Here is a 16,942-nt window from a genome sequence, read left to right as displayed (position 1 = left end):
CCCATAACCCTATGATTAAGCCACTTGGCTCGAGGAAACTTTTTTTGACAACTTATAATTTAAAGAACACGCTCAACGCGCTATCTAATGCAGATAATCAACAGGCTATTAAAGGCATTATGCGCGGTATTGAGAGAGAATCATTAAGAATTAATCACGATGGTTCCATTTCAAAACAGGCTCATCCTCAAGGGGTGGGCTGTGCGCTCACCAATGGGCATATTACCACTGATTTTTCTGAATCTTTACTTGAGTTCATTACACCGGTTAGCGAGTCATCAACGCAAACCTTACAGCAGCTAAAAGATTTACAAAAGTTCACCCTAGAACATATGGGCGATGAATTGTTGTGGCCAATTAGTATGCCGTGCTTTATAAATCATCAAGACGATATTGTATTGGCACAATTTGGCGAGTCTAATGTCGGTAAAATGAAAACCCTATATCGCGAAGGCTTGAAGAACCGCTACGGCAGTATGATGCAAGCGATTGCTGGCGTACATTTCAATATTTCTTTTCCACAAACGCTATGGCAGTCACTGCATTCATTAAAGCAAAGTAATGCGAAACTTGAAGATTTTATATCGGATAGTTACTTGGCGTTAATTCGTAACTTTAAACGTGAACTGTGGTTAATTAGTTACATGTTTGGCGCATCGCCGGCATTATGTAGCTCTTTTTTACAAGGGCGTAAAAGCGATTTACCGTTTAAAAAACTCGGTAAAGGCACTTTATATTTGGAAGTGGGTACCGCATTGCGTTTAGGCAACTTAGGCTATACCAATAGCGCACAATCGTCATTACGAGTAATGTATAACTCATTAGATGAATATGTCGCAGGACTTAAAAAAGCCATAAATACGCCTTCAGATATTTACGGCAGTATTGACGATTACACCAGTGCTACGCCAAAGCAATTAAATAAAAACATTTTGCAAATAGAGAACGAGTTTTACTCGCCAATTCGTCCTAAACGTAATGCAAAAAATGGTGAAACGCCCACCGATGCATTGCTAAGAGCGGGTATAGAATATATTGAAATTCGTGCATTGGATGTTAACCCGTTTAGTGAAGTTGGCATTGACTTAGAGCAAATACACTTTTTAGATGTGTTTTTAACTTATTGTTTATTAAAAGATTCAGCGCCTATGGATTGGAAAGAGCAAACTCGTAGCACTGAAAATCTTGATACTGTGGTTAACCAAGGTCGAGAACAAGGCTTGATGCTTAATTTTAATAATGAGCAGCGCAGCCTAGAATCTTGGGGTGATGAAATATTTAGTCAGTTGAGTGATGTTGCTCAGTGGATGGATACGGCTTACGATGTTGACTACTACTCAAACACCATTAAGCGCATGGCGACTTGGATTCATGATCCGGCATTAACGTATTCTGGTCGTTATGTTGAGCAGTTAAAAGCATCAGAGTTAGATAATGGCCACTTTGCACTCTCACTTGCTCAGAAGTACAAACAAAGCCATGAAACAGCAAGTTATACTGAATTTTCAAAATCGTGGCTAGAGCAACAAGCTGCAGAGTCGTACCAAGCTCAAAAGGCAATTGAACAAGCTGATAAACAATCATTTACCGCATTTTTAGATACATACTTCAGGGTCTGTTGACCTTTTCAAATTACAATTTGTTCAAACTAGGAGCGGTTTAATCGCGGCGCGAGGTTTGTAACCTAGTGGGCTAAGTAAAAACCGAGCAAAGCTTCCGCGTCCTGCTCACGCCCCTTACCTACATCCATGTAGGCAACAAAGAGTGAATCGCTCCTAGGCAGAACCCGAAGGGTAGCACCTGTTTAGCATTGATGCTGCGTTATCGCCTGCTTATGGGGAATAACCACACCACATAGGCTTTGCCTTGCCTAAATACCAAATAAGCTGCTGAAAATTCAACCTTGAAAGGTCAACAGACCCAAGTAAGTAGCAGGCAAAAAAAACGCAGCTCATAGTAGCTGCGTAAATATTCTTTAGGGATGAAACAATGCTGTACTGCTGCATTCATAGATTCAGACCCACACTTTTTTAAAAAGTTCAGTGAGATCTTAAAAAATGAAAAAAAATATTATTACCTTATCTTTGTTGCTCACTATAGCTGGGTGTGCAACAGCTCCCCCAAAGCAACCAGAAGATATTTGTAAAATTTTCGAAGAGAAATCTGACTGGTATTTTGATGCCAAAGACGCGCAGGAAAAGTGGGGCTCCCCAAAACATGTGTTAATGAGCATGATGTATCAAGAAAGTTCTTTTCGCCACGATGCAGCACCGCCTATGGAATACTTCTTATGGATAATTCCTACTGGTCGTGCAAGCGATGCCTATGGCTATTCTCAAGCTAAAACACCTACTTGGTCTGATTATATTCGTGAAACAGGTAACAGTGGCGCCGACAGAGACGAATTTGAAGATGCGATTGATTTTATGGCGTGGTTTGTTTATAAAACCCATAAAGTTAATGGTGTGTCTAAGTGGGACGCCTACGCACAGTATTTAAATTATCATGAGGGATGGGGCGGTTATAAACGAGGCACCTATCGTAAGAAAAAATGGCTAATGAGCGTTGCCAATAAAGTAAAACATCGGGCAAGCCGTTATGGCGCACAGCTAAGACGCTGCGAAGATGATTTAGATAAAGGTTGGTTAGAGCGATTGTTCTTTTAGATTAGATTAAAAAGGAGCCAGTAGGCTCCTTTTTCTATTGGTTTATTTTTTACGTTTGTTTGGTTGAATTTTGACTTGTTTAATCATGTTTTCTTTTACCTCAAGTACTTCAACCGGATAGCCTGCAATACGAATACTTAAATTAGCATCAGGGATATCTTCTAAGTACTCAACAATCAAGCCACTTAATGTTTTAGGGCCGTCTAATGGGAATTCCCAGCCCATTTCTTTATTTAAGTCGCGAACGTTAGCACCGCCGTCGACAATATAAGAGCCATCGTTTTGTGTGGTTACTTCTTCACTCGGTGTCCGAGTTTGAGTGGTAGTAAAATCACCCACAACTTCTTCAAGAATATCTTCAAGAGTGACTAAGCCCTGAATGTCGCCATATTCATCAACAACAATACCAATACGTTCTTTTGATAACTGAAATTTTAGTAGCTGAGTGTTAAGCGAGGTGCCCTCAGGGATAAAGTAAATTTCACGTACCGCACGCAATAGCGAAGGCTTATCAAATTGCTCTTTAGTTAAAAGGCGAAGTGCATCACGAGAGTGAATAAAGCCAACAGCATCATCAATATTGTCGCGGTATAAAAGCACTCGAGTATGTTGAGCGTGAGTAAGTTGTTTACTGATTATTTTCCAATCGTCATTAATATCAATCGCCACAATTTCATTGCGAGGGATCATAATATCTTCGACGGTAACTTGTTCTAAATCTAAAATAGAGGTCAACATACTTTGATGACGAGCGGGGATCAGCGCCCCCGATTCATTTAGCACGGTTTTTAATTCTTCTTTACTCATGCTGTGCTCATCTATTTGTGCAGCGCTAATACCAAATAAGCGCAATATACCATTGGTCATCCAGTTAACAACGACAACAAATGGGAAGAGAATTTTTAGTAACCCTTTGAGTATCACCGAACTTGGAAAAGCGACTCGCTCAGGATAGAGGGCGGCCAGTGTTTTTGGCGTTACCTCAGCAAAAATCAGCACCACAAGTGTTAATGCACCTGTTGCTATAGCAATACCTAAATCACCATACAAACGAATACCAATAATGGTGGCAACTTGGGCAGCCGCAATATTGACAAGGTTATTGCCAATGAGGATAAGACCTATCAACCTGTCAGGTCGACTGAGTAATTTACTAACGCGTTTCGCAGCACGATGATTCTCTTTAGCGAGGTGTCGTAAACGAATACGGTTGATTGACATGATTCCGGTTTCTGACCCGGAGAAGTAAGCAGAAAAAAGTACTAATAAACCTAAAATGATAAACAGCGTACTTGTCGATATGTCGTCCAACGATGGATCCTTTTTTTATAAACCAATGCGTATTAAGCTAGAGTGAGCTTTCAGAGTCAAGTTAAAACTTATTTAGAACCACTTCTTGTATAAAACGGCTGCCAAAATAAGCGAGTGTGAGTGTAAATGCGGCCATCATAATACTCACTACCACCATTTTCCCTCGCCAACCTCGTTTTATATGGCCAACGGCAATCGTAGCAAAAATAGCCCAAGCAACTAAAGATAAGATTGTTTTATGAATAAACTCTTTGGCAAACATGCCATCAAGAAATACAAACCCTGTAATCAGCGCCACGCTTAATAATACTGTGCCTAAATTTAATAGTTGATAAAGTTGACGCTCTACCACCATTAGTGGCGGTAAATGGCTATGTACTATTGCTAAATCTTTACGTTTCAAGCGTTTATCAATAAAGTAAAATTGTACGCCGTAAAGGGTGGCAATAATTAAAGTACAGTAGGCTAATAACGACAGTGAAATATGCGCAACTAACGCAAGCTCTACATTAATGCTATTAAGTAAAATGTGATGAGGAATAAACAGGCTAGCAATAGTTAACAGGGCAGCAAAGCCGTATACAACAGGTAATAGCAGTGTTGCAGGGAACTTTAAAGAGACGGTGGTGACACAAAGCACTATTACCCAACAAGTCAGTAATGCAACATTAACAATACTTAAATCTTGGCCATCGACTCTAAACACCGAGTTTACTAAAAGCAGCATATGCGCCAAAATAGCGACAGTGCTCAGTATTATGGTAATTTTTTGGCTTGGTCCCTGACGATGAAACAATCGCGAAAGCACGTGAGACGTTGCTAACACATAAAATAAACTGGCAATAATAGTTAAACTAATAATCAGCATTTTGCTTTGGCCACTTAATTGAAGTCAAATAATTCGTGTTCGTTATCTGGTCATTGTATTTTATAGCAACGCAAATGCATAGACCCTGTAAAAAGAAACTCAATAAGCAGCATTTCAGCACTGTATTGTATGCCACCATTTACGGTATACTATTTTCAATTGAATTTTAATAACATCGACCTTATTAATAGAGTTGATATAAACGTCTTTTCGGAACCGTTACATGTTTGAGAACCTCCAAGAACGATTAGGTAAAACCCTAAAAAATATTAGTGGCCGTGGTCGCTTAACTGAAGACAACATTAAAGATACACTTCGTGAAGTGCGAATGGCATTTTTAGAAGCCGATGTGGCGTTGCCTGTTGTTCGCGAGTTTGTAAAGCAAGTTAAAGAGCGTGCGGTTGGTGTTGAAGTCACCAAAAGCTTGAGCCCTGGCCAAGTATTTATAAAAATTGTTCGTGAAGAACTTGAAAAAGCCATGGGTGAAGCTAACGAAGAGCTAAGCCTTAACGCACAGCCACCGGCGGTAGTGATGATGGCTGGTCTTCAAGGTGCGGGTAAAACCACCAGTGTAGGTAAGCTGGCTAAGTTTTTAAAAGAGCGCAAGAAGAAGTCTGTACTAGTGGTGAGTGCCGATGTGTATCGTCCAGCAGCAATTAAGCAATTAGAAACCTTAGCAACAGAAGTTGATGTAGAATTTTTCCCAAGTGATATTTCGCAAAAACCAGTTGATATTGCAACTGCTGCCATTTCTCATGCGAAAAAGAAATTTATTGATGTTGTATTAGTCGATACTGCGGGTCGTTTGCATGTTGATAGCGACATGATGGATGAAATTAAAGCCTTGCATCATGCAATTAATCCAATCGAAACGCTATTCGTTGTTGATGCAATGACAGGTCAAGATGCGGCAAATACAGCAAAAGCATTTGACGAAGCTTTACCGTTGACCGGTGTGATACTGACTAAAACAGATGGTGATGCCCGAGGTGGTGCTGCTTTATCTATTCGTCATATTACTGGTAAGCCAATTAAGTTTATGGGGGTGGGTGAGCGCACTGATGCCCTTGAGCCTTTCCACCCAGACCGAATTGCTTCACGTATTTTAGGCATGGGTGATGTACTTTCATTAATCGAAGAAGTCGAGATGAAAGTAGACAAAGAACAAGCGGCAAAAGTAGCACAAAAAGTATTTAAAGGTGATGGCTTTACGCTGGATGACTTTGCTGATCAACTAAAGCAAATGAAAAACATGGGTGGCATGATGTCGATGCTCGATAAACTGCCTGGCATGCAAAACATCCCAGATGCGGTTAAAGGGCAAATGGGTGATAAAACCTTTATTCAAATGGAAGCGATTATTAGCTCTATGACCAAAAAAGAGCGTGCACGCCCAGAAATCATCAAAGGTTCGCGTAAAAAGCGTATTGCTGCGGGCTCTGGTACTCAAGTACAAGAGATCAATAAACTGCTTAAGCAATTTACGCAAATGCAAAAAATGATGAAGAAGATGAAAGGTAAAGGTGGCATGCAAAAAATGATGCGTGGCATGAAAGGGATGTTACCACCTGGCATGATGGGTGGCGGTGGTCCAAAATTTTAATAATTTAACCTTCAATACCTCCAATACGAGATAAAAAGTAATCAATAAAGAGGCAAAATGCCTCTTTATTGTTGGATAAACTATGCACAGAATAGCTTATTCATATACTTTTTCATCTTGGATCACGGTTTAATCTACTAAACTGGCTTTTTGCATCACTTCTTACTTGCATTGTTGCTAAAAACTCGTACAATTCACCGGCTCCCCATACTGGGGAGTAAATCTTATTAATGAAAACAGTCAATCTATTTAGAGGACGGTATGGTAACTATTCGTTTGCAACGTGGTGGCGCTAAAAAACGCCCTTTCTATCAAATTGTGGTTGCGGATAGCCGTTTCTCGCGTGACGGTCGCTTCATCGAGAAAGTAGGTTTCTTTAACCCAATTGCTTCAGGTCAAGAAGAAAAACTTCGTTTAGATTTACCACGTGTTGAACACTGGTTAGGTCAAGGCGCAGGTCTTTCAGATCGTGTAGCTAAATTAGTTAAAGACGCTCGTAAAGCGGCTTAATAGGCGTAAGTGTAACCATGAGTCAAGAGAACACCTCATCAATAATTGTCGTAGGAAAGCTCGGCGCCCCATATGGTATAAAGGGCTGGCTTAAGGTGCATTCATTTACTGATGATCCCCAAGGGATCTTCGATTTCAGCCCGTGGTTGATAGGGCAGCAAGGTAAATGGCAATCCTTAGAAGTGGTCGACTGGCGTCGCCACAACAAAGGCTTTATCGCTAAGTTTGCGCAAGTAAATGACAGAGACCAAGCAATGGCTTATACCAATGTAGAAATTTCTGTTGATTCGGCGCAGCTACCAGAATTACCGCAAGGTGAATTCTATTGGCGAGATCTCATCGGCATGTCGGTTGTAACTGATAAAGGTTATAACTTAGGCATTGTTGATGACCTTATGGAGACAGGCTCAAATGATGTACTAGTTGTGAAAGCAAACAGTAAAGATGCATTTGGCCAAGCAGAACGTTTAATTCCTTTTTTAACTGATTCAGTTATTCAAGAAGTTAAATATGATGCGAAAGAAATTACTGTAGATTGGGATCCAAGCTTTTAATGAATCAAACAAGTTCGTTGTGGGTAGGGGTTATCAGCCTTTTCCCGGATATGTTTGATGCAATTACACAGCAAGGTGTAACCGGTCGTGCTGTTAAAAAGGGTTTAATCGATTTTAACTGCTGGAATCCACGAGACTATGCAACTGATAAGCATAGAACCGTAGATGATCGTCCTTACGGGGGCGGGCCAGGCATGTTAATGATGGTTGAACCATTAAAACAAGCCATTCTTGAAGCCAAACAGGCTGCAGGTGATGGTGCAAAAGTAATTTATATGTCGCCACAAGGGCGCAAATTAGATCAGCAAGGGGCTAGCGAACTCGCAAACTCTGAAAAACTGATTTTAATTGCCGGTCGCTATGAAGGTATAGACGAGAGAATAATAGAATCGTACGTTGACGAAGAATGGTCAATTGGTGATTTTATTTTGAGTGGAGGTGAACTACCTGCCATGACATTAATTGACGCAGTAGCGCGATTAGTGCCAGGGGTTTTAGGACACAACCAGTCAGCAGAGCAAGATTCATTTTCGGATGGCTTGCTAGATTGTCCTCACTATACACGGCCAGAAACATTGGACGACAAACAGGTGCCTGCTGTATTACTCAGCGGAAACCACCAAGAGATAGCAAAATGGCGGCTTATGCAGTCATTAGGTAGAACTTGGCTTCGCCGTCCTGACTTGTTGCATAACCTAGCTCTGACTGAGGAGCAAGCGGTATTACTCGCGAAATTTCAGCAAGAGTACCAAAAAGCTTGTGGCTAGAAGACAGTTACACCTAGGAAAGTGAGAAACATAATGGCAAAAGTAAACCAAAATATTATTAAAGCGCTTGAAGAAGAGCAGCTTAAAACAGACGTACCTGCATTCGGCGCTGGTGATACAGTAGTTGTACAGGTAAAAGTAAAAGAAGGTGCTAAAGAGCGTCTACAGGCCTTTGAAGGTGTTGTAATCGCTAAGCGTAATCGTGGTCTTCACTCAGCATTCACAGTTCGTAAAATCTCGAACGGTGAAGGTGTTGAGCGTGTATTCCAAACGCACAGCCCTCTTATTGATAGCGTAACAGTTAAGCGTCGCGGTGCGGTTCGTCGTGCTAAGCTTTACTATCTACGTGAGCGTTCTGGTAAATCTGCACGTATTAGAGAAAAACTTAACTAATACGCGCTGTATATCAACGCAAAAAAACGGGTTGCAACCTTTGGGTTGCAACCCGTTTTGGTTTTAATACTATTGCGGTTTTTATATCGCTACATTCAAAAACCAATACACACCTTAACCTGCATGCGTTAAAGTGTGGTTCACTTCAAATCACAATATCTTCTCACTTCTTGCAAAAATGATTTACAAAAATGAATGATAAAACGATAGTTACACACAACGGCAATTTTCATGCAGATGATGTTTTTAGTATCGCTGCGCTTAAAATTATTTTCCCTTCTTTTACCCTGATCCGCACACGCGATAATGCGATTATTAATGACGCTGATGTGGTTATTGATGTTGGCGGCCAATATGACCCACAAACTGACCGATTTGATCACCATCAGCGCGGCGGTGCCGGTGCTCGCGAAAATGGGATTCCTTTTTCGTCATTTGGCTTGGTGTGGAAAAAATATGGCTTAGCAATATGTGATGATAATCAAGATGTGGCGAATGCAGTTGATGCAGGGCTTGTATCAACTATTGATGCCATTGATTGTGGTCATGTTGAAGGGGTTGCTACAGGCATTAGCTTAAGCCAAACAATTTCTATGTTTAACCCAACATGGGAAGAGGAAAGTGATTTTGATGCTGCTTTTGATCAAGCGGTTGAATTTGCACACACTTTACTGATTCGTTTTGTAGCTTCTGCCCGAGGTGGTTTAAATGCTAAAAAGATTGTTGCTCAAGCAATAAAACAAGCTGATGATCCTCGATTAATCGTATTAGAGCGCTATACTCCGTGGAAAAAAACCGTACATAGTTTATCTGATGAGGCATTATTTGTCGTTTACCCATCTCATTCAGGCAAGTGGATAGTGCAAACGGTGCCTGCAGAATTAGGCTCTTTTGAAGACAGAAAGTCATTACCTGCACCATGGGCAGGATTATCGGATGATGAATTTCAAGCGGTAACCGGTATCGATGATGCTATGTTTTGCCATAATGGCCTATTTATCGCTGGCGCAGAATCATTCGACAGTGTTATGTCGCTTGCGGCTATGGCATTAGAATACTAATAGTTCTCCTTAACCGCTCGCCGGTTACTTAATAGAAGTGGCTTGAGCCACTTTTTAAGATTCTCTACTTAATGACCCTACGTAAATTCAATGTAGTTAGCGCTGAAATAGCTGCTTGAGATAGATTTATTATCTAGCGTTTAGGTTACTTACTACCGTTTCCACCTTGGTTTTAGTTGAACAACTGATAGTGATCTTTTCAATAATTTGCCTTTTAACCCCTAACGTATCCTGTTAGTATTTATCGTATTGATTAGTTTACTTTTTTGTAAGATTTAATTTACGATTTTGCTTTTTTGGATGGAATGAGAACGTGGCAGAGATAAGTGATTTAGTGCAGCTAAGAACAAGTATAGATGAATGCGACGCGCAACTGGTTGCCTTACTTGCAAAGCGCAATGGTATTACTCAACAAATTGGCGCAATAAAACAACAAACTGGTGCGCCACTACATGCACCCGATAGAGAAGCTGATTTATTAGCTGCACGACGTCAAGAGGCTATTAATCAAGGTGTAAACCCTGATTTAGTCGAAGACATTCTCAGACGCATGATGCGTGAAGCTTATCAAAATCAACAGGCCAAATTAGCCTGTGCCGACCCACAATTATCGCCAATTGTTATTGTTGGTGGTGAAGGGGCAATGGGGCAGTTATTTGCAAAACAATTTCAGCGATCGGGTTACGAAGTCAAAATTTTAGATAAGGCGCAGCAATCACAGACTGCGGATATTCTAAAAGGTGCAAAACTGGTGATGATCAGTGTACCAATAAATGCTCTTGAAACGGTTGTTAACGCGCTTCCAAAGCTTGATGATGATTGTTTGCTGGTTGATATTACATCAGTTAAACAAGCACCATTAGCTGTGCTTAAAAAAGTACATAGTGGGCCAGTTGTTGGTTTACATCCCATGTTTGGACCTGATATTTCCCATTGGGTGAAACAAACCGTGGTGGTATGTGAAGGGCGTAGTCATGAGGTGGCACAAGGGTTATTAAAGCAGCTACAAATATGGGGTTGTCAGTTGGTTGAACTTGATGCTAAAAAACACGATGAAGCGATGCAAATTATTCAGGTGATGCGTCATTTAACCACCTTTGTGTATGGTCAGTTTTTAGCAAAACAGGGGCACACACTCGCCGAGCTAAGAAGTTGTTCATCACCTATATATCAGTTAGAGCTAATGATGGTTGGCCGTTTATTTGCACAATCGCCAGAGCTATATACTGATATTATGCTGGCGCAATTTGATAATGTAGAAAGCTTATTAGCGCAGTATCAGTGTTTGTTCTCAGAGACGCTTAAAAAGTTAAAAGCAGGGGATAAGCCAGCCTTAATCGATGCCTTTGCTGATGCAAAGTCTTATTTCTCGGATTCAACGGCGCACTTTTTAACCCAAAGCCGTAGTTTATTAAATAAAGCGAACGACGCTAAGGTTCTAGATTAATAATAAATGAAGGCTGGAGGTTTATGTCCAGCCTTGCAAAGTTTCATACTTAGCACTGATTAAATACTACAAATTCATTAACTAGCTTATAAATATTTATATGACGCTCCGTTCCATCGGGTTTTTTGATTATTATTGTATTTACTAATTTTGCGGTGACGCCATTATCAAATCGCGTTGGTGCACAGCCAAAACCACTATTATACTTTGAATTAGCCATAGATTTTGCTTCACCATATGAGGTGGCTTTATTGGTGTTACCTTCTATAAATTGTAAAAAAGTTAGCCCTTTAGATGTACGCGATGCGTCTTTATTTAATTTAATTTCTATCGCCCCTTCTTTGAACTCGACATTAATAGCTAATTTAGAACCGTCATCGTAATACAAAATAACAATAAACTGATTCAACTTTTGTAAATCAGAATAATCAATGCTGCCAACAGTCACAACATTTATTAACCCTTGGGCTTTTTGTAAAGCTGAAATAAAGGAATTAAATACCGCATTATCTTGAACTGATAAATCAATATCTTTGTTTAAATCACCCATGCAATTAACGTCATTGTTAAGGTAGTTGAGTGCTGTTTTGCAAGATAGTAATGAACTTGTCAGTATATCAGTGGTTACTCCTGAGGCATCAGTTGCATAACTTCCTTGCACAGTAAGTGTTAATTGTTTTGCTAGTTTCTGTTTAGAGTTTACTGCTAAGAATAATTCATTGGTGAACTGTTTTTCTTGTGGGGTAGGAGCAATCTCAGAAATGATTTTTCGGCCCTGTTGTAAGGTGCTGCGGCCAAGAGAATCGAGTAACGTTGGGGTAATAGTTACTTGTATTTTTTTTGTTTGGTTATTATCAATATCATAAATAGTATGAAGTTCACGAAAGTCATTGTATGGATAACCTTCACCAATACATAAAGCTTCGCCATTGTCGCAAGCATGGTTAATAGGAATACCAGTTTTATTATTGATATAGTCGTGAATATTTTCAGGGCAAGCCTTAACTTTACCACCAATATATGAAGAACAAATAAGTCCATCAGATTTCCCTGTTGGCATAGGAGCGGCAGGCGTAAGCAGGGGAGTAAGTAGTAAAAGAAGAGCTATAAATTTTGTTTGCATTGTTTTATTTCCTTATAATAGATGTCAAATTAACTTAACTTAACTTAAAGTACAAATTTCGACCGCTTGGCATAGTTAGTATCTGAGTGTGAATCCATTTACACTCAGACGTAATACTTAACTATCTACACTCACAGCTTGTAAAGACTCGCTTTGATAACAACCTAATACGCGCACATATTGGGTATGCTCTTTAAGCTCTTCTAACGCATGTTTCACTTGGCTATCAGCAAGGTTCGCTTCTAAATCTACATAGAATACTTCTTCCCATGGATTTCCTGGTACAGGGCGAGACTCTAATTTTACTAGATTTATATTATGCTGTTTAAAAATCATCAGCGCATCGGCGAGTGAGCCTGCTTGTTGCTTAGTTGCCATAATTAAACTGGTTTTAGTGGGGATTTGTTTAGATACATGTAGCGGTTTACGTGCAACCACAATGAAGCGACTATGGTTTTCTTTTTGATTAGCAAGATTCGCCTTGATCACTTCAAGCCCTACATTTTTACCTGCTTGTGCAGAGCCAATAGCCGCACTGTTAGGTGTTTCAAGAGCTGATTTTAATGCACTCGATGTTGAATCGCAGGTTTCATGCTGAAGTTCGCCAAGGCCCTGTAAAAAGCGGCTACACTGGGCAAAGGGTTGCGGATGCGCAAAGACTTTAGTTAATTGGTACAGCTCAGTTCCTGGGGCGGCTAATAAACAATGCTCAACGCTATGAGTAACTTCACCTACAATAGAGACTTGTGCATGCTGCAGCAAATCAAATACTTCATTAATACTACCTGAGCTAGTGTTTTCGATAGGCAGTAAGCCAAAGTCGGCTTGACCATTTTCTACTTTACCGGTGATCTCATCAAAAGAACTACAGCCAATTTCAATTAATTTGCCTGGTCGGCGACTAAAGTACTTATGACACGCAAGTTGACTGTAAGATCCTTGTCCGCCTAAATAGGTTACGCGATGGGTTTCGCTCAGTGCATCGGGGTTTAAATTCTTTTGAAGCATGGCTTGTTGATGTAATACAGAGTCTTCCAATATGGTTTGAAAAACATTATTTACATAGTAAGCATCTAAACCAAGAGATTTACCATAACCGATTAATTTTTCGAGCAAAGCCAGTTCACGGGCCTCATCACGAATGGGTTTATTATTTGCAATTTTATATTCAACTACGCCATGACTAATGCGGCGTCGCTTTGCTAGTAAAACAAGTAAATCGGAGTCGATTTCATTTATATCGTGCCTGAGAGTATCAAGTACATCGTTGCTCATTTGGTTTTCCTCATTCCAAAAACGTCACTGTATTTAACAGCGTAAACAAAAAAGCCTCCCAGTTGGGAGGCTTTACTATTCGATTGATTTTATCTCACAAACAGGGAAGCCTCTTCTATATAAAGAAGCTAAAAAAAGATAAGAAAGTAAGTGAGTATTTTATATTCATGCCCTTAATGTATGAAGAGTAACCTCTAATGTCAACAAGCACTTACCTGATGTGGCTTTTTTACCTAATATGTGTACAAGAGGTGTTGTTTTTTAAACGTTTATAAATAATTTATAATTCTGATTTAAGTTCTGGTATATTTCTACTACTCGCAAAAATAATAATTATAAATAAGGTTGGCCTTTTGTGTATCGACGCCCTCCATCTCGATTCGGAATAAACTCACTCAGTGTCAAGTTATCACTGTTGATCTCTGGCATTTGTTTAGTTGCAGGTATTTGTGCGGCTGCATTAATGCTCAAATCAGAAGAGAAACAGCTTGTATTTGAAGAGCATGAGGTATTAAAGCAATCAAATGAATTATTAATAAACCAGTTTAATAATTTGATAGCGACCAAAGTTAAAATAGCTGAGCAAGCTAATATTGTTGTTAGCGAGCAGTTATTTGAGGGGCAATTATCATTTAAGAATAACAATGCCCCGACTATGCAAGTCACCAATGATGGTTCTGTGCGCAGCGCATCTGCCGATGGCTTATCTGCGGCGTTCATTCCCGAAAATGCTTATTCTCCTTTTTATAAACAGTTAATTGCAGATTCTGAATCGCTTTGGAAAGTGATTTCCCCCACGTTAATTCAAGATTTTTATAATTTTTACCTGATCACCAAAGATAATTTTATCCGTGTTGCGCCACCAAATTGGGCACTCAATGTCCCCGGAGATTACACTTTTAATCAAAGCAAAAGTTTTAATTACGCAAAATCGTTAACAAACCCACAACGCGAGCCGCTGTGGTCACGAGTGTATTACGATGGCGTTTGGAATAAGTGGGTCGTTAGTTTAATTGTACCTATTTATAAAAATGATGAGTTTTTAGGAGTTACGGGTAGTGATATTTCTCTCGACTCTCTCATATCGCAATTGCCCGTTGGCGGAAAAGAAAAACAGTTAGTGGTGTTCGATAAGCAAGGGCAGCTATTGGCGCACCCAAATTTAGGAGCCGATAGTTATACCCAATACGGAGAGGCGGGTAAAAAGTTGCTATCTGGCGATTTTATTTCTCCTGAGCTAAAGCGAGTTATTGATAATGCAAGGCAAATACAATTGCCGGAATATGCCGACTCGTTTTCATTAAATGGTGAAGACTACATTATAAATATCCATAAAGTTGAAGGTGTAAACTGGTACGTGGGCGTATATAAAAAGCGCTCTTCTACACTATCGGCACTGAAAGACTTAAAACTGAAGTTTTTTGGCTTGTTTATTCTGTATGCCATTTTAGTTGCTTTGTTATTACACCAAGCACTTTATCAACTAGTTTTAAGACGCCTGCATTCATTGGTTTATGCGGTTACTAACTTTGGTAAAGGCCAGTTAGAAATTGATTTTCCAAAAGAAAATAAAGATGAAATCGGTACGCTTAATGGTTCATTCAAAGATATGACCATTGAAATCCGCAAACTCATCGATGGCTTAAACCAGCGCATAATAGAAAAAGAAATTGCAGAAAAGGCTGCAATTCGCTTGTCTAAAGCGGTTGCCTTCTCGGGCACGGGTGTGGTGATCACCGATGAAAACTTTGTGATTGAATATGTTAATCCAAAAATGCTGGAAATGACCGACTTTGCAGAAAGTGATTTCCTGCGCCAGCCACTTCTGACTATTATTGCTAATGAAATGACCATGTTGGTAGAGGACATTGACATTGATTTGCGCAACCGTAATTACTGGCGAGGGGATACCCTTATTGAAGCGCAAAACAAGCCACCCATATGGGTATCGCTGAGTGTGTCACCTATTCGTGAAGATGGTGGAAAAATCACCAGTTACGTTGCTTCAGCGCAAGATATTTCATTTGTAAAAGAAAGCCAACGCAAAATGGAACAGCTCGCTTACTTCGACACATTAACCGGGCTTGCTAATCGTACATTCTTTAGAATGCAGCTTAGAAAGTCGATGGCGCTTGCTGAAAGAGGGCGTTACTCGTTTGCTTTATTTTACTTTGATTTGGATGAATTTAAGCGTATTAACGATACTTTAGGTCACGATGCAGGCGATCAACTATTGGTTGAAGTGGCAACGCGCTTAAAGCAGCGCTTACGAGCAGAAGATACTATAGCTCGTTTAGGCGGTGATGAGTTTGCGGTATTACTCAGTGGTATTGAGCATCAAAAAGAAGCATCGGAAGTCGCTGACACCATTCAAAAAACGTTAAATCAGCCAATAAAATTAGGTAGTAACGAAGTGATTGTTACTGCCAGTATTGGTATTACCTTGGCGCCATTTGATAGCCTAGAAGAAGATCAGTTATTAAAACATGCCGATTTAGCCATGTATGAAGCAAAAGCGAAAGGGCGTAATACGTTCCACTTTTACAGCCAAGATCTAAATGCAGCCGCCAATGAGCGATTATTCCTCGAAAATGAGTTGCGCCATGCAATTAAAGAAAAACAACTCACACTGCATTATCAGCCACAAGTTGATTGTCGCGATAATAGTGTAGTAGGGTATGAAGCATTGCTTCGCTGGTTCCATCCTACGCAGGGATTCATTCCACCCACCAAATTTATTCCTATTGCTGAGGCAACGGGTTTAATTGTGGAACTAGGTAAGTGGGTGTTACAACAAGCATGTGAGTTTACTAAACGACTAGAGCAACAAGGTAGAGCGAGCAACATGTCGATAAACCTGTCAGCAAGGCAGTTTAAAGACGCAAGCTTAGTACCTATGCTGAAAAAAATAATCATAGAGACGCAAATTAAAGCTAAAAGCCTGCACCTTGAGCTGACTGAGAGCATGCTAATGGGTAATGTTGAGGCGGCTATTGATCAGTTACATCAATTGAAAAAGCTGGGTATTTCAATTTCTATTGACGATTTTGGTACGGGCTATTCTTCGTTGAGTTACCTTAAACGTTTTCCTGTCGATATTCTTAAAATTGACCGCTCGTTTGTTAAAGATATCCCTGAAGATGATAATGATATGGAGATCACCGCTGCGATTATTGCGATGGCACAAAAGCTTAAGCTTGATGTGGTTGCTGAAGGGGTTGAAACAATAGAGCAAGTTGAATTTTTACAAAATAATAATTGTTTTATTGTGCAAGGCTATTACTTTAGTAAGCCCGTTGCCGAAGCCGATATCCCAATGTTGTTTGATCAATTAGCTGTGTTAAAAGTCTCTGAATAAAACAAA

14 protein-coding genes and 1 other annotated feature are annotated in these 16,942 nt (G+C 40.0%); of the genes, 10 read left to right on the top strand and 4 right to left on the bottom strand.

Annotated elements, in window-relative coordinates; translation table 11 throughout:
• Positions 1 to 44: 44 nt before the first annotated feature.
• A complete protein-coding gene (gene gshA, locus BG00_RS13865; protein ID WP_036983505.1) occupies positions 45 to 1,622 on the top strand; it encodes a glutamate--cysteine ligase in 1,578 nt (525 codons plus the stop codon).
• Positions 1,623 to 2,057: 435 nt separating this feature from the next.
• Complete coding sequence (locus tag BG00_RS13860) at positions 2,058 to 2,666, top strand: transglycosylase SLT domain-containing protein (protein ID WP_013464490.1); 609 nt, start codon at positions 2,058 to 2,060, stop codon at positions 2,664 to 2,666.
• 42 nt (positions 2,667 to 2,708) lie between these two features.
• Here the strand turns inward: BG00_RS13860 and BG00_RS13855 are convergent, their stop codons facing one another.
• Positions 2,709 to 3,977, bottom strand: coding sequence for an HlyC/CorC family transporter (locus BG00_RS13855; RefSeq protein WP_013464491.1), 1,269 nt, complete (start codon positions 3,975 to 3,977; stop codon positions 2,709 to 2,711).
• Between the two features lie 61 nt (positions 3,978 to 4,038).
• On the bottom strand, positions 4,039 to 4,845 hold the full coding sequence (locus tag BG00_RS13850; protein ID WP_036983223.1) for a cytochrome C assembly family protein: 807 nt from the start codon (positions 4,843 to 4,845) through the stop codon (positions 4,039 to 4,041).
• Between the two features lie 223 nt (positions 4,846 to 5,068).
• Between BG00_RS13850 and ffh the strand changes: the two genes are divergently transcribed.
• From ffh to tyrA, 7 genes are all read left to right on the top strand, one after another.
• A complete protein-coding gene (ffh, locus tag BG00_RS13845) occupies positions 5,069 to 6,448 on the top strand; it encodes a signal recognition particle protein (protein WP_008464738.1) in 1,380 nt (459 codons plus the stop codon).
• Between the two features lie 261 nt (positions 6,449 to 6,709).
• The gene (rpsP, locus tag BG00_RS13840) at positions 6,710 to 6,958 is read left to right on the top strand and encodes a 30S ribosomal protein S16 (protein ID WP_008114468.1); all 249 of its coding nucleotides are present in this window, start codon (positions 6,710 to 6,712) and stop codon (positions 6,956 to 6,958) included.
• Between the two features lie 17 nt (positions 6,959 to 6,975).
• Positions 6,976 to 7,512 carry a ribosome maturation factor RimM gene (gene rimM / locus BG00_RS13835; protein WP_008114470.1) on the top strand — a complete coding sequence of 179 codons (537 nt, stop codon included), beginning with the start codon at positions 6,976 to 6,978 and terminating at the stop codon, positions 7,510 to 7,512.
• A complete protein-coding gene (gene trmD, locus BG00_RS13830) occupies positions 7,512 to 8,279 on the top strand; it encodes a tRNA (guanosine(37)-N1)-methyltransferase TrmD (RefSeq protein WP_036983222.1) in 768 nt (255 codons plus the stop codon). Before rimM ends, trmD begins: the two co-directional genes overlap by 1 nt.
• Positions 8,280 to 8,312: 33 nt before the next feature.
• Positions 8,313 to 8,672 carry a 50S ribosomal protein L19 gene (rplS, locus tag BG00_RS13825; RefSeq protein WP_008114473.1) on the top strand — a complete coding sequence of 120 codons (360 nt, stop codon included), beginning with the start codon at positions 8,313 to 8,315 and terminating at the stop codon, positions 8,670 to 8,672.
• Between the two features lie 191 nt (positions 8,673 to 8,863).
• Positions 8,864 to 9,733, top strand: coding sequence for an MYG1 family protein (locus BG00_RS13820; protein ID WP_036983221.1), 870 nt, complete (start codon positions 8,864 to 8,866; stop codon positions 9,731 to 9,733).
• A 313-nt stretch (positions 9,734 to 10,046) separates the two neighbouring features.
• Positions 10,047 to 11,180 carry a bifunctional chorismate mutase/prephenate dehydrogenase gene (gene tyrA / locus BG00_RS13815; RefSeq protein ID WP_036983220.1) on the top strand — a complete coding sequence of 378 codons (1,134 nt, stop codon included), beginning with the start codon at positions 10,047 to 10,049 and terminating at the stop codon, positions 11,178 to 11,180.
• A gap of 49 nt (positions 11,181 to 11,229) precedes the next feature.
• Here the strand turns inward: tyrA and BG00_RS13810 are convergent, their stop codons facing one another.
• Positions 11,230 to 12,303 (bottom strand): hypothetical protein, encoded by a 1,074-nt coding sequence (locus tag BG00_RS13810; RefSeq protein WP_036983219.1) that lies wholly within the window; start codon positions 12,301 to 12,303, stop codon positions 11,230 to 11,232.
• A gap of 117 nt (positions 12,304 to 12,420) precedes the next feature.
• Positions 12,421 to 13,578, bottom strand: coding sequence for a chorismate mutase (locus BG00_RS13805; RefSeq protein WP_036983218.1), 1,158 nt, complete (start codon positions 13,576 to 13,578; stop codon positions 12,421 to 12,423).
• Between the two features lie 44 nt (positions 13,579 to 13,622).
• Positions 13,623 to 13,745: a sequence feature (Phe leader region), on the bottom strand.
• Positions 13,746 to 13,933: 188 nt separating this feature from the next.
• Here BG00_RS13805 and BG00_RS13800 point away from each other — a divergent pair.
• Positions 13,934 to 16,936: a bifunctional diguanylate cyclase/phosphodiesterase gene (locus BG00_RS13800; RefSeq protein WP_036983217.1), complete on the top strand. Its 3,003-nt coding sequence runs from the start codon at positions 13,934 to 13,936 to the stop codon at positions 16,934 to 16,936.
• Positions 16,937 to 16,942 lie beyond the last annotated feature (6 nt).

The sequence above is a fragment of the Pseudoalteromonas sp. SCSIO_11900 genome (assembly GCF_000576475.1).
Lineage (GTDB): Bacteria > Pseudomonadota > Gammaproteobacteria > Enterobacterales > Alteromonadaceae > Pseudoalteromonas > Pseudoalteromonas tetraodonis.
Note: the sequence above shows the minus strand (reverse complement) of the source record. Positions and strands in the feature narration are given on the sequence as shown.

Excerpts from the sequence above, each read along its gene's own strand:
- BG00_RS13860 (WP_013464490.1), top strand. The coding sequence starts at position 2,058 with ATGAAAAAAAATATTATTACCTTATCTTTGTTGCTCACTATAGCTGGG.
- BG00_RS13850 (WP_036983223.1), bottom strand. The coding sequence starts at position 4,845 with ATGCTGATTATTAGTTTAACTATTATTGCCAGTTTATTTTATGTGTTA.
- ffh (WP_008464738.1), top strand. The coding sequence starts at position 5,069 with ATGTTTGAGAACCTCCAAGAACGATTAGGTAAAACCCTAAAAAATATT.
- rpsP (WP_008114468.1), top strand. The coding sequence starts at position 6,710 with ATGGTAACTATTCGTTTGCAACGTGGTGGCGCTAAAAAACGCCCTTTC.
- rimM (WP_008114470.1), top strand. The coding sequence starts at position 6,976 with ATGAGTCAAGAGAACACCTCATCAATAATTGTCGTAGGAAAGCTCGGC.
- trmD (WP_036983222.1), top strand. The coding sequence starts at position 7,512 with ATGAATCAAACAAGTTCGTTGTGGGTAGGGGTTATCAGCCTTTTCCCG.
- rplS (WP_008114473.1), top strand. The coding sequence starts at position 8,313 with ATGGCAAAAGTAAACCAAAATATTATTAAAGCGCTTGAAGAAGAGCAG.
- BG00_RS13820 (WP_036983221.1), top strand. The coding sequence starts at position 8,864 with ATGAATGATAAAACGATAGTTACACACAACGGCAATTTTCATGCAGAT.
- BG00_RS13810 (WP_036983219.1), bottom strand. The coding sequence starts at position 12,303 with ATGCAAACAAAATTTATAGCTCTTCTTTTACTACTTACTCCCCTGCTT.
- BG00_RS13805 (WP_036983218.1), bottom strand. The coding sequence starts at position 13,578 with ATGAGCAACGATGTACTTGATACTCTCAGGCACGATATAAATGAAATC.